Origin of the sequence: Enterobacter sp. 725m/11 (genome assembly GCF_011683705.1) — a bacterium.
Taxonomy (GTDB): domain Bacteria; phylum Pseudomonadota; class Gammaproteobacteria; order Enterobacterales; family Enterobacteriaceae; genus Enterobacter; species Enterobacter bugandensis.
In genome coordinates this window covers 86461-99826 of sequence record NZ_JAAQOK010000013.1, presented here as the reverse complement: position 1 = coordinate 99826, position 13366 = coordinate 86461, and the positions used below count along the sequence as shown (strand labels likewise).

Genomic DNA, 13366 nt, shown 5'->3' with positions numbered 1-13366 from the left:
CTCCATAAACGGGTTCTTATGCCTCAGTTGTAAGTGTCTACCATGTCCCCGAACAAGTGTTCACTATGTCCCCGGACCGTACACCCACGGGGAGAGGGGATAAAGGCACGACGCCTTTCCCTAAGTATTTCGCGCTGCAGGAAGGCGGCAAACCTGTGAATCCCCGGGAGCTTACATAAGTAAGTGACCGGGGTGAACAGGTGCAGCCAACGCATCTGCAGCGTGAAAGACGACGGGAAATTAGCCGTCGATACCTTTGCTGCGCAGGTAATCTTCGTAGTTACCGCTGAAGTCCACCACGCGCTCTGGCGTAATTTCGATCACGCGGGTCGCCAGGGAGCTGACGAACTCACGGTCGTGAGAGACGAAGATCAGGGTGCCCTGGTACATCTCCAGCGCCATGTTCAGCGATTCGATCGATTCCATGTCCAGGTGGTTAGTCGGTTCGTCCATCACCAGAATGTTCGGTTTTTCCATCATCAGCTTGCCGAAGAGCATGCGGCCTTTTTCACCACCGGAGAGCACTTTGGCCGGCTTTTTGATGTCGTCCTGGCTGAACAGCAGACGACCCAGAATGCTGCGCACCGCCTGCTCGTCGTCACCTTCCTGCTTCCACTGGCTCATCCAGTCGAAGACGGTCAGGTCATTTTCGAACTCGTACTCATGATCCTGCGCGTAGTAGCCAATCTGCGCGTTCTCGGACCATTTCACGGTGCCGTTGTCCGGCTGCAGTTCACCCACCAGGGTTTTCAGCAGGGTAGATTTACCCACACCGTTGGCGCCCAGAATGGCAATTTTCTCGCCCACTTCCAGCAGCAGGTTGAAGTTTTTAAACAGCGGGCCTTCATCAAAGCCTTTGGTAAGCGCCTCAACTTCCAGCGCGTTACGGAACAGCTTCTTGTCCTGCTCAAAGCGAATGAACGGGTTCTGACGGCTGGAGGCTTTAACCTCTTCCAGCTTGATTTTGTCGATCTGACGGGCACGCGATGTTGCCTGACGGGATTTAGAGGCGTTGGCGCTGAAGCGGCTCACGAAGGATTGCAGGTCCGCAATCTGCGCTTTCTTCTTGGCGTTGTCGGCAAGCAGACGTTCACGCGCCTGGGTGGCTGCCGTCATGTACTCGTCGTAGTTGCCCGGATAAACGCGCAGCTCGCCGTAGTCCAGATCCGCCATGTGCGTACAGACCATGTTCAGGAAGTGACGGTCGTGCGAGATGATGATCATCGTGCTGTCGCGGTCGTTCAGCGTCTGCTCCAGCCAGCGGATGGTATCGATGTCCAGGTTGTTCGTTGGTTCGTCGAGCAGCAGGATGTCCGGGTTAGAGAACAGCGCCTGTGCCAGCAGCACGCGCAGCTTCCAGCCTGGCGCGACTTCGCTCATCGGGCCGTAATGCTGTTCAACCGGAATACCCACGCCCAGCAGCAGCTCGCCCGCACGCGCTTCCGCAGAGTAGCCATCCATTTCGCCGTACTGGGTTTCCAGATCGGCCACTTTATAGCCGTCTTCTTCGCTCATTTCGGCGAGACCGTAGATACGATCGCGCTCCTGCTTCACTTCCCACAGCTCCGCGTGCCCCATGATCACGGTGTCGAGCACGGTGAACTCTTCGAAGGCGAACTGATCCTGACGCAGCTTACCGATACGCTCGTTCGGATCGAGCGACACGTTGCCCAGCGTCGGCTCTAAATCGCCGCCGAGGATCTTCATAAAGGTGGATTTTCCGCTACCGTTGGCACCAATCAGGCCGTAACGGTTGCCGCCGCCAAATTTGACGGAAATGTTTTCGAACAGCGGCTTACTGCCAAACTGCATAGTGACGTTGCTGGTAACTAACACGGAGAGATTCCTGCGAAAAGTGTGATAAACATGGCATTATGCCACAATTCCGAATTGAGATCCCGTGTTGCGGCAATCCACTAAACTTTAACAAAATCGAAAAAAATGTGATTTCGTACACATCTGAATTCCCTGTAAGCGGGAATGCACATATAATGCGCTCCCATCACAGATTCAGACTTATCAACTCATCGCCTGAATGGCTTAGATACCTCGCACAACATGAACATGAAATTAACAACGCTTTTTGCGGCGGCGTTAGCCGTAGTAGGTTTTTGTAAGACCGCGTCTGCGGTGACGTATCCCCTGCCGACAGACGGAAGCCGTCTGGTGGGTCAAAACCAGGTGGTGACGGTGCCTGAGGGTAACTCTCAGCCGCTGGAGTATTTCGCCGCGCAGTACCAGCTGGGCCTGTCCAACATGCTGGAAGCGAACCCGGGCGTTGACCCGTATCTGCCAAAAGCGGGTACCGTGCTGAATATTCCTCAGCAGCTGATCCTGCCGGATACCGTTCATGAAGGCATCGTGATTAACAGCGCCGAAATGCGTCTGTATTACTACCCGAAAGGCACCAACACCGTTATCGTGCTGCCAATCGGTATCGGCCAGCTGGGCAAAGACACCCCGCTGAACTGGACCACCAAAGTAGAGCGTAAGAAAGCGGGCCCAACCTGGACGCCGACGGCTAAAATGCACGCAGAATACATCGCTGCAGGCGAGCCGCTGCCCGCCGTTGTGCCGGCCGGCCCGGATAACCCGATGGGTCTGTACGCGCTGTACATTGGCCGTCTGTACGCCATCCACGGCACCAACGCCAACTTCGGTATCGGCCTGCGCGTGAGCCACGGCTGCGTGCGCCTGCGTAACGACGACATCAAGTTCCTGTTCGAAAACGTGCCGGTCGGTACGCGCGTGCAGTTCATCAACGAACCGGTGAAAGCGACGTCTGAGCCAGACGGCAGCCGCTACATCGAAGTGCACAACCCGCTCTCCACCAGCGAAGACCAGATTAACAACAACGAGATCGTGCCGATTACGCTGAACAGCGCGGTGCAGTCCGTGACCTCTCAGCCAGACGTGGAAACCACCATCGTCGACCAGGCGATTCAGAACCGTTCCGGTATGCCGGTGCGTCTGAACTGATCACGCGTATTAAAAAAGCGGGCTTCGAGGCCCGCTTTTTTTTATCCGTTATTCACGATAACAATCCCGCCGTGGTCGTAGCGATAGTGGCAGTGCGCATACTCCAGCGGCGTGCCATCTTCCAGATAAATGACCTGCTCCACCTCCAGCACCGGATCGGTTTCCTCACAGACCAGATGCTCTCTGTCCAGCGCGCTGGGCTTTAGAGCCCGCACGATCCGGTATGACCCCATAATTTTCAGCCCCAGGGTTTCCTGAACGTACTGAAACACTGACCCTTGAAGGTGGTTTTTCGTCAGGCCCGGCACCAGATTCATCGGCATCACCGTGGAATCCAGCGACATGGGTTCGCCGTTCAGTAAACGCAGGCGAATGAAGTCGTAGATCGGCGCATCGGCGTTAATCATCAGCGACGCCTGCTCTTTTTCGTTCGGGAAGCGCAGTTCGAAATGCACCACCTGGCTCGTGACCGTACCCAGATGCGCCCAGGTTTTGGTCGCGCCAAAGTAGTCGCTGCCGGAGAGATCCCACTGCGAGAGCTGGAGGAAGTTTTTGCGGATGAACGTCCCCTGCCCCTGACGGGTGTAGACCAGCCCTTCGACGATCAGCTGGCGCATCGCCTGCTGAATAGTCATCCGGCTGGTGCTGAACTCCGCCGCCAGTGCAAACTGGTCCGGCAGGGGTTCGTTGGCGGCGTACTGCTGGCTGATAATGCGTTTCTTAATTTCCCGCGCTATGGTGATGTACTTCGCCGCCATCGTCCTTCCTTTCTGTTAGTTTTCTATCCCGCTGTTTTTCAAGGCCACTCGCTCGGCAATTTTGAGGAAAGGCAGGTAGAAGAATACACCAAATACGATGATTGCCAACTGGACCACCACCGCCCGCCAGTCCCCCGCCGTCGCCAGCCAGGCGCTGAGGATCGGCGGCGTGGTCCACGGGATCATCACCACGCAGCGCGACATTAACCCCAGCGTGGTGCAGAGCCAGGCGAAGTAAATGCCGATGGCGGGCAGCAGCACAAACGGGATCATCAGCGGCAGGTTAAAGACGATCGGCAGGCCGAAAATCACCGGCTCGTTGATGTTGAATAAGCCAGGTGCCAGCGACAGACGCGCCACCTGCTTCGCCGACTGCTGGCGCGAGAAGATAAAGATGGCGATCAGCAGCGAGATCGTGCTGCCCGTGCCGCCCACCATGCCAAACGTCGGCACAAAGATGTTGTTGATGATGTGCGGGATCGGTTGTCCGTTGGCGAAGGCCAGCATGTTCTCGTTGGTGTTGATCAGCAGGAACGGCTCCAGCACCACGCTGTTGACCACCGACTGATGAATACCGAGCGTGAACAGGAAGTTGCCGAAGCTGTAGATGAAAATCGTCCCCGGCAGGCTGGTGTTGATCAGCCTCAGCGGCTGCTGAATAAAGGTCGTAATGAGGTGGATCAGATCCGTGTGCAGCACGTTCGCCAGCAGCGCCGCCAGCACCGCGAACAGGGAGAGCGTGAGGATGGTCGGAATCAGCGCGGTAAAGGATTTGCTCACCGCCGGAGGTACGTTTTCCCCAAGCGAAATGTGCAGCGCCTTCAGGCGCGAAATAGCGATGAAGACCTCCGTTGAGAGCAACCCAATCAGCACCCCGGCGAAAATCCCGGTGGAGCCGATATTGGCGAACGTCAGCACCTGCGTCACGCTGACCGCAGCGTCGCTGCCGACGGGCGTAACCTGTAAGCGCATCGGCATCATGATGATAAAACTGCTGACGGCGATTACCACTGCCGAGACCGGATTGTCGAAATCTTTGTTGCGCGCCAGCGACCAGGCAATCATCGGGGCCAGCAGCAGCGCAGCGATGTTCAGCGTGCCGTTGATAATCGCCTCGCCCCATACCTGAAAGTGCGCCAGCGTATCGCCCTTGAACATCCACGGGAACACCACGTTGTTCACCAGCACCGCCAGACCAGCGAGGATGAAAATCGGCATCACCGTGGCGAAGGCGTCGCGCAGGGATCGCAGGTGCACCTGGTTTGCCAGGCGCGCCGAGAACTCAACAAATTTGTCGACAAAAGACTGCATGTGCGGTGTGATTTTTGTTTCAGACATAGCGGAGTGTTCCCATCAATCAGTCACAAAAACGGCCCGGCAGCGTACGGCTTACATCTCGCGTCCGTTGGTATGGATAACCTGTTTTAACCACGCGTAGCTCTTCTTCGGCACGCGCTTCAGGTCTTTCAGGTCATGATTCTCGCGGTTGACGTAGACCACGCCGTAGCGCTTACGCATATCCCCCTGCGAGCTGAGAATGTCAATTAACCCCCAGCCGAGATAGCCAATGACCTCTGCGCCATCCTCGAACATGGCTTCCTTCATGGCCTCGATATGCGCCCGGTGGTAGTCGATGCGGTAGGTATCCTCAATCGGGTTAACCCCGTCCCAGGACTCAATCACCCCAATACCGTTTTCAATCGGGAAGACCGGCATGCGCCAGTCGTTGGCATAACGCGTGATGATGGTGCGAAAACCGAGCGGGTCGATCTGCCAGTTCCACTCGGTGGCTTTCAGGTAGGGGTTATTTTTCTCACCGTGCAGCAGGTAATAGTTGACCGGCGTGCCTTCCGGGATCGCATCGCTGTCCAGCGTTTTGCTGGCGTAGTAGCTGAAGGCCATAAAGTCGTTTTTCGTGCGGGCAAACAGAGCGAGATCGTCGGCGCGATAGATATCACCGAAGCCCTCCTGCTCCACCACCGCCATCACCGCCGGGCTGTAGCCCTGACCGGCAAAGACGCGCAGCAGGTTCTGGTTGAGGAATTCGTCATACTGCTGGGCGCAGAAGATATCGCGCGGCTTGCAGGTGGCCGGATAGATCAGCTGGTGCGCCAGCATGCCGCCCATTAGCTGGCCCGGTTTTGTCTGGTGCAGATACTCGGTCAGCGACATGTGCGCCACCATCGCATGGTGCTGAAGCTCATACAGCTCGCGCAGGGTTTTCTCGCCTTTCATATAGCCGGAAATGCGGAACGCTTCCGGCATATGGAAGATGTTCTGCTCGTTAAAGGTCAGCCAGTACTTTACCCGGTCGCCGAAGCAGTCGATCATCTTTTTGCCGTAGCGGATAAAAGCCTCCACCACGCGGCGATCGTTGAAGCCGTTGTACTCCTGCGCCAGCGCCAGCGGCATGTCGAAGTGGTAGAGGCAGACCATCGGCTCGATGCCGCGGGCGATGAGATCGTCAATAAAGCGGTCGTAAAAGGCGATGCCCTCGTCGTTGAACGCGCCGTCGCCCTGCGGGCAGACGCGGCTCCAGGAGATCTGGAAGCGGTAGCAGTTCATGCCCAGATCCTGCATCAGATCGAAATCTTCCCGGTAGCGGTGGTAGGAGTCGGTCGCCACCTTCCAGTCGGAGACGTTTTCTCCGGCTTCACGAATGTCGTACACCGACATCCCCTTCCCACCCTCGTTCCAGGCCCCTTCCGTCTGCATGCTGGACACCGAGTTGCCCCATAAAAAGTTGGCCGGCAGTGAATTGTTCATGCTCTCTCCCTATATGACTAGTCATTTAAAATCTCATGACTAGTCATATAGGCGAAGATGAAATTTCGATCAAAGGGGAGGATCGTTTTTTGTGAGGAATGTCGGAAAGAAGCGCTGAGCAGGAAAAATGAATAGCGAAATCCTGTTATTTAGGCCTGAGCGCTAGCCTATGCAGAATCACATTTCCCGAACGTGCCACTGGCTGGCCTCATAAAATCATTATTAACTTAATGCGCACCAACCACGGCCCAGGCCAGAACATAAAAATCTCAACCCTATCAAATGGAAAATGACGCTCATGAAGATATCTACTCGCCGTATCGCATTCGCTCTCAGCTTAGCGTTGCCCGGCTCAATGACTCACGCGGCAACGGTGTATACGGGTGATAAAGTGCAGGGAGTGCCGGTTATCTCTACGCTGGATGTATCAGACCTGCCAGCCGGACAACATCGCTTCATGTTCGAGGGGGTTGAGACAGGAACGGGACAGCGCTGGTATGTACCCATAATGGTGGCAAAAGGGAAAACGGACGGGAAGAAAGTCCTTCTGCAGGCGGGCGTCCACGGGGATGAGCTAAACGGCGTGCGCATCGTACAAAAAGTGATGGAACAACTGGCCCCCGAAAAAATGAACGGCAGCGTTATTGGCATCATTGGCCCAAACCGTTCTGGCCTTGAGAGAGTCTCCCGGACATGGTCTGTTTCAACCGATGGGGGTGAAACGATCGACTACAATCGCGTCCATCCAGGAAAAGAAACGGGTAACCCTGCTGAGCGTCAGGCATGGATGATGTGGAACAAGGTTTACAAGGGAAATGTCGACCTGGCGATTGACTATCACACCCAGTCTACCGGAACGGCTTATCCGCTGTTCATTTATGCCGACTACCGCAATGCGGATGCCCGGACAATTGCGGAACTTTTTCCGGCAGATCAAATTAAGAAAGACCCCGGCGAAGCCGGCTCAATGGAAACCACCTTTATTCAACATGGTATCCCGGCGATAACGGCCGAGACGGGAGAGCCGAGGATTTACCAGCAGGATATGATTGCCCGGGGTTTAGAGGGTGCTCTCAATGTACTGATCCATTACAAGGTGATTGAAGGCAAAATCGGCGCAACCGCTAGCAGCAATAAAACGTATATTGGTAATGCTATCAGTTCCATACGAGCAACTACGGGTGGGTTTGCGGAAGTTTTCGTTAAACCCGGCGACACGGTAAAAGCAGGACAAGAGGTCGCCCTGCAGCGAAATGCTTTCGGTGATGTTGTCGCGAAGTATTCAGCGGAAAGGGACGGCAAAGTACTGGCAATTGGAACAGATGTGGTCAGAGAGCCCCGAGCCCTGCTGGTAAGAGTCCTTGAGCAAAACCCAGCCGCAACCTGCAAAGACGGCTGCTGATTACCGCCACAGCCCATCGTTGAATCGGCAAAAGCAGCTTATCGTCATTTCTTCGATATCATCCCCGGCAGGCGAAGCGCCGCCGGGGATGAGGAGCGTTATTGTTGCGCAAGCTGATTGCGACGATACTCCCCCTGCCGCTCCAGCATCCAGCCCGGATATTCACGCGGCAGCGCGCTGACGGCATCCAGCTGTTTAAGCTCGTCTTCGCTTAAGCGGATCCCGGTGGCGGCAATGTTGTCGTCCAGCTGTTCAACGCGCTTCGCGCCAATGATGACGCTGGTCACCGCCTTCTGGTGCAGCAGCCACGCCAGCGCGATTTGCGCCACGGAGACGCCCTTACTTTCGGCAATCACGCGCATCACGTCCACGCAGTCAAAGGCGCGATCTTTGTTCACCGGCGGGAAGTCGAACGCCAGACGGCGGCTACCGGCTTCGCTCTGCCCGTCGCGACCATATTTTCCACTCAGCAGGCCGCCCGCCAGCGGGCTCCAGACCATCAACCCGACGCCTTCGCTCTGCATCATCGGCACCAGCTCGCGCTCAAGTTCGCGCCCAGCGATGGTGTAGTACGCCTGGAGGGATGCGAAACGCGCCAGCCCGAGTCGCTCGGAAATGCCCAGCGCTTTGGCTATCTGCCACGCCGCCCAGTTCGAGACGCCGATGTAGCGCACGTGGCCGTGCTGCACCAGGTTATCCAGCGCATACAGCGTCTCCTCAATCGGCGTGGCCGGATCGAAACCGTGAAGCTGATAGAGATCGATATGATCGAGCTGCAGGCGGCGCAGGCTCTCCTTCACGCTGCTGATGATGTGATAGCGCGAGCTGCCGCGCGAGTTCACCCCCGCAGTGCCCGTTTCGCCGAACACCTTGGTGGCAACCACCACATTCTCGCGCGGGACATTGAGGTTTTTCAGCGCCTGCCCGAGGATCGCCTCCGAGCGCCCTTCCGAGTAAACGTCCGCGGTATCGATAAAGTTGATCCCGGCATCCAGCGCGCGGCCCACCAGCTGTTCTGCTTCGCTCTGCTGGAGCTGACCAATCTTGCCCCACATGCCGCCTTCTCCGCCGAAGGTCATGGTGCCGAGGCACAGTTCAGAAACGAACAGACCGGTGTTGCCCAGTTTTTGATAACGCATAAGATAATCCTCGCATGTCGATTGGGTACCCGATAGTTATACCCGCCCCTCAGCCATCGCGAATGTGGCGTTCCTGTCCGTTTCTTGCCCAATCCTCTGAATATTTATCCGCGCGGGGCGTCGCCAAAGACGCTGTAGTCCGGGAGCTGCACCTGCTGATACGGCTCCCAGCCGCCGCCGAGCGCCTTGTAGAGCGCCACCAGATCGAGAGCGCTTTGTACCTGCGCCTGCGCCCGCTGCTGCTCGGCCTGCGCCAGCTGCCGCTGGGCGTCCAGCACGTCGATAAAGCTGGCGATCCCCTGGCGGTAGCTGTCGCTGGCTAAATCAAAGGCGTTTTGCAGGGCATCAATGGTTTTCGCCAGGCCCGCCTCACGCTGCTGGTCGGTGCGATAGCTCACCAGGGCATTTTCGACATCGCCGAGCGCGGTCAGCACCGTCTGGCGATAGTCCAGTACCGCAGCGCCCTGCTGCGCGCGCGCCACCTTGACGCTGGAGACCAGCCGACCGCCCTGGAAAATCGGAATGGAAACCTGCGGGCCGAAGCTGTAGAAGTGGCTGCTCCAGTCGGTCAGCCAGCCGGATTCGCTGTTGCGCAGGCCAAACTGTCCGGAGAGGGTTAAGCTCGGGAACAGCTCGGCCACCGAGACGCCAATCTGCGCCGTGGCGGCATGAAGGTTGGCCTCCGCTTCGCGCACGTCCGGACGGCGGCGCGCCAGCGTGGACGGTATACCAGTCTGCACGATATCCGGCAGCGCGGGCATTGGCTGCGCGGATTGAAGCTCGCTATCCAGCGCCCCCGGCGGCTTGCCGAGCAGAATAGCCAGCCCGTTCATCGCCTGGCGTTCCTGGGCCTGATACTGCGGCAGCTGGGCTTCAAGATTACCCAGCTGCGCCCGGGCGTTTTCCACGTCCATCTGCGGTGACAGCCCGCCGCGCTGGCGGCTTTCGGTCAGGTCCAGCGTCTGCTGCGCGCTTTTAATCTGAGTGTTCAGGGTAGCGATAATGCTCTGCGCCCCGCGCAGCTGTAGCCACGCCCGCGCCACTTCCGCTTCCAGCGACACCAGCGCATCGTTACGCTGTTCGATGGCGGCCTTCTGCTGCGCCTCGGCGGCTTCCACCTGACGGCGCACCTTGCCCCAGAGGTCGATTTCCCACTGGGCGTCGAAGCTGCCCTGATAAAGGTTAATCGGCTGCGTCAGCGGTCCCAGCGCGCCTCTGAGTTCAGGGTCGACATTATCCAGCTGGTCGTACACGCCGTGGGATTTTAGCTCCCCTTCCAGCCCGAGCTGCTGGCGCGTCGCCTGCAGATTGCCGTTCACCGACGGGAAAAATGCCCCGCCCGCCTGGTTAATCTGTTCACGCGCCCCGGCAATGCGCAGTACCGTTTGCTGCAACGTCAGGTTTCCGGCGATGGCGCGTTCAACCAGACTGTCGAGCTGCGGCGAGCCGAAGGTTTTCCACCAGCGCGGATTGGTCGCGGCGGAGGTGGTTTGCGATTTTACCGCGCTGTCGCCCTTATCGTTCCAGTGCGTAACGGCGGGTGGCGCAGGCTGCTGGTAGTCCGGCCCGACGGCGCAGCCCACCAGCAGCATCATTATCATCAGGGGGTGTAAACGTCTGTGTATCATCAGTGTGCTCCTGCACTCCCCTCGCTCTTAACCGGCGAGAGCAACAAACAAAACGGAATCAATAGCAAGGCCACGGCGCTCAGAATGGTGAAGACGTCGATGTAGGCCAAAAAGCGCGACTGCTCGATCATCGTCTGGTACATCCGCCCGGTGGCAATCCCGGTCGGATCGCCCACCTGGGTGGTGAAGTTCTGGATCGCCTGGGCGCTTTCGCGAATCGCCAGCTGGAACTGCTCGTTAAACGGCGAGGCGTGGTAGGCAAGGTGTGCGCTGTGCGCCTGCGCGCGCTCGGTGATGGCCGCCGTCGAGAGAGAAATCCCGATGGATCCCGCCACGTTGCGGAACATGGTAAACAGCGCCGCCGCATCGGCGTTGAGCCGTCTCGGTATCGAGATGAAGGCGATGGTGGTGAGCGGCACAAACAGGAACCCCAGACCAATCGACTGGGCGCTGCGGAACAGCACCAGGGTTTCGAAGTCAATATCCGGCGTCAGCGTGCGCGACCAGAAGAACGACACCGCCAGGCAGGTAAAGCCAAAGGCGATGATCCAGCGCGTCTGCACCACCGGCATCAGCTTCAGCACCAGCGGGATGGTCAGCACGATCAGTACCGCGCCGGGCGAAAGCACCAGCCCGGACCAGGTGGCGGTATAGCCCAGATCCTGCTGCGCCAGCTGCGGGATCACCACCGAGCTGCCGTAGAGGATCATCGCCATCCCCGCCATCAGCAGGCTGGAGATCGCGAAGTTGCGGTCCTTCATGCAGTGCAGATCCACCACCGGCTTTTTGGCATACATCAGCCAGTAGATTGCGCCAATAATGCCAACCAGCGTCAGCACCGCGAAGGTGCGGATAAAGTTCGAGTAGAACCAGTCATCATCCTCGCCCCGGTCGAGCATCACCTGCAAACAGCCCAGGCCGAGGGCGATCAGGCCGATCCCCGTCCAGTCGATGGTCAGCTTCTCTTTTGATTTGCTCTCCCACGGCGGATCTTCCAGCAGCTGGTAGATCGCCAGCACCGTCACAATCCCCACCGGGATGTTGATAAAGAACACCCAGCGCCAGGAGTAGTTGTCGGTGATCCAGCCCCCCAGCGTCGGGCCGAGCACCGGCGCGACGATAATCGCAATGGAGGAAAGCCCAAACGCTTTGCCCCTGTCCTCCGGCTTGAAGTAGTCAAGCAGCACCGACTGCTGGGTGGGCTGCAACCCGCCGCCAAAGAAGCCCTGCATCACGCGGAACAGGATGATTTGCCACAGCTCGGTGGCGATGCCGCACAGAAACGAGCAGATGGTGAACATCACAATGCAAATGAGGAAGAACTGCTTGCGGCCAAACAGCCGGCTCAGGAACGCCGAGATGGGCAGCACGATGCCGTTCGCCACCAGGTAGCTTGTCAGTACCCAGGTGGATTCGTCGTAGCTGGCCGAGAGCGACCCCGCCACGTGCGGCAGCGCGACGTTGACGATGGTGGTGTCCAGAATTTCCATGAACACCGCCAGGGTGACGACAATCGCCACCGCCCACGGGTTACTGGCGGGCTTCCAGTTATCGTGGCTATGATCCGTCATTCCACGGTGACCTTCGGTTCAACCGACAGCCCCAGCGGCAGCGGCTTGTTCGGATCCAGACCTTTATCAATGACGATTTTTACCGGCACGCGCTGAACAATCTTCACGAAGTTACCGGTGGCGTTTTCCGACGGGAAGGCGGAGAAGCGCGAGCCGCTGCCCTGCTGGATGCTGTCGATATGGCCTTCAAGCTCCATATCCGGCCAGGCATCCACGGAGACGCTAACCTTATCGCCGGGCTTCATGCGCTCAAGCTGGGACTCTTTAAAGTTCGCCACCACCCATACGTTCGGGGAGACCAGCGAGAACAGCGCGGTGCCCGCCTGAACCAGCGTGCCGGGCTGCACGTTGCGTTTGGTGACAAAGCCGTCGAACGGGGCGCGGACTTCGGTGTAAGAGAGGTTCAGATTCGCGGTTTCCAGCTGCGCTTTGGCCTGTTCGACCTGACGCTCGCGGGCTTCGACGTTGGTCTCCTGCTGGCGGATTTGCAGCTGTACCTGCTCCGCCACTTCCAGCTGCGCCTGTGCGCTGGCAAGGCCAGCCTGGGCGCTGCGCAGCTGAGCGTTCGCAGAATCAATACTTTGCTGGGTGGTCGCGCGCGGGTCGACGCCGCGCTGGCGGCGGTATTCCGCCTGCGCGTTCGCCAGATCGGCCTGCGCTTTCAGCACCTGCGCTTTGGCTTCATCACGCTGGGCGGGATACTGCACTTTTGAGAGCGCCAGCTGCGCCTGGGCCTGATGCAGCTGCGCGATAGCCAGCCCAAGCTGAGCCTGAGCCTGATCGCGCTGGGCGGTGGTATCGCGAGGATCGATCACCACCAGCACGTCCCCTTTCTTCACGCGCTGGTTATCCCGCACGCGAAGCTCGGTAACGTAGCCCGCCGTTTTGGGGGCAATGGTCACCACGTCGCCGTCGGTAAAGGCGTCGTCGGTGGTCTCTTCGTTGCGGGTTAAAAACCACCAGACCAGCGCCACGATCACCATCACGATGACCACGATGCCAAGGATAATTAACGGTTTTTTGCCCGGGCGTTTACGCTCGTTATTGTTTTTATCCTGCTCGTCAGCAGGTGGATTTTGTTCTTCTGCCATAATTCAGCAACGGTCCTGTCAGTGAGCGGCAT

General features: G+C 58.2%; 10 protein-coding genes. 2 read left to right on the top strand and 8 right to left on the bottom strand.

What is annotated here, in order from left to right; all coding sequences use genetic code 11:
* Positions 1 to 240: 240 nt before the first annotated feature.
* Positions 241 to 1836, bottom strand: coding sequence for an ABC-F family ATPase (locus tag HBA26_RS07950; protein WP_047368156.1), 1596 nt, complete (start codon positions 1834 to 1836; stop codon positions 241 to 243).
* Between the two features lie 222 nt (positions 1837 to 2058).
* On the opposite strand from HBA26_RS07950, the gene ldtB reads away from it, so the two are divergent.
* The gene (gene ldtB / locus HBA26_RS07945) at positions 2059 to 2979 is read left to right on the top strand and encodes a L,D-transpeptidase (RefSeq protein WP_008501186.1); all 921 of its coding nucleotides are present in this window, start codon (positions 2059 to 2061) and stop codon (positions 2977 to 2979) included.
* A 41-nt stretch (positions 2980 to 3020) separates the two neighbouring features.
* Here the strand turns inward: ldtB and HBA26_RS07940 are convergent, their stop codons facing one another.
* From HBA26_RS07940 to HBA26_RS07930, 3 genes are read right to left on the bottom strand one after another with little or no spacing between them, the layout of a single operon-like run.
* Positions 3021 to 3737: a GntR family transcriptional regulator gene (locus HBA26_RS07940; protein ID WP_126346131.1), complete on the bottom strand. Its 717-nt coding sequence runs from the start codon at positions 3735 to 3737 to the stop codon at positions 3021 to 3023.
* Positions 3738 to 3752: 15 nt separating this feature from the next.
* On the bottom strand, positions 3753 to 5075 hold the full coding sequence (locus HBA26_RS07935) for a PTS transporter subunit EIIC (RefSeq protein WP_126346130.1): 1323 nt from the start codon (positions 5073 to 5075) through the stop codon (positions 3753 to 3755).
* Positions 5076 to 5126: 51 nt separating this feature from the next.
* A complete protein-coding gene (locus HBA26_RS07930) occupies positions 5127 to 6503 on the bottom strand; it encodes a glycoside hydrolase family 1 protein (RefSeq protein ID WP_049136955.1) in 1377 nt (458 codons plus the stop codon).
* Positions 6504 to 6801: 298 nt separating this feature from the next.
* On the opposite strand from HBA26_RS07930, the gene HBA26_RS07925 reads away from it, so the two are divergent.
* Positions 6802 to 7905 (top strand): succinylglutamate desuccinylase/aspartoacylase family protein, encoded by a 1104-nt coding sequence (locus HBA26_RS07925; protein ID WP_088204901.1) that lies wholly within the window; start codon positions 6802 to 6804, stop codon positions 7903 to 7905.
* A gap of 98 nt (positions 7906 to 8003) precedes the next feature.
* Here the strand turns inward: HBA26_RS07925 and HBA26_RS07920 are convergent, their stop codons facing one another.
* The 4 genes from HBA26_RS07920 to HBA26_RS07905 form a co-directional block, all read right to left on the bottom strand.
* Complete coding sequence (locus HBA26_RS07920) at positions 8004 to 9044, bottom strand: aldo/keto reductase (protein WP_126346129.1); 1041 nt, start codon at positions 9042 to 9044, stop codon at positions 8004 to 8006.
* 104 nt (positions 9045 to 9148) lie between these two features.
* Positions 9149 to 10672: an efflux transporter outer membrane subunit gene (locus tag HBA26_RS07915; protein ID WP_126346128.1), complete on the bottom strand. Its 1524-nt coding sequence runs from the start codon at positions 10670 to 10672 to the stop codon at positions 9149 to 9151.
* Positions 10672 to 12243 (bottom strand): DHA2 family efflux MFS transporter permease subunit, encoded by a 1572-nt coding sequence (locus tag HBA26_RS07910; RefSeq protein ID WP_028012453.1) that lies wholly within the window; start codon positions 12241 to 12243, stop codon positions 10672 to 10674. Before HBA26_RS07910 ends, HBA26_RS07915 begins: the two co-directional genes overlap by 1 nt.
* Entirely contained in the window at positions 12240 to 13334 is a 1095-nt protein-coding gene (locus HBA26_RS07905; RefSeq protein WP_041910714.1) for an HlyD family secretion protein, read from the bottom strand. The genes HBA26_RS07910 and HBA26_RS07905 overlap by 4 nt, the downstream gene beginning before the upstream one ends.
* Positions 13335 to 13366 lie beyond the last annotated feature (32 nt).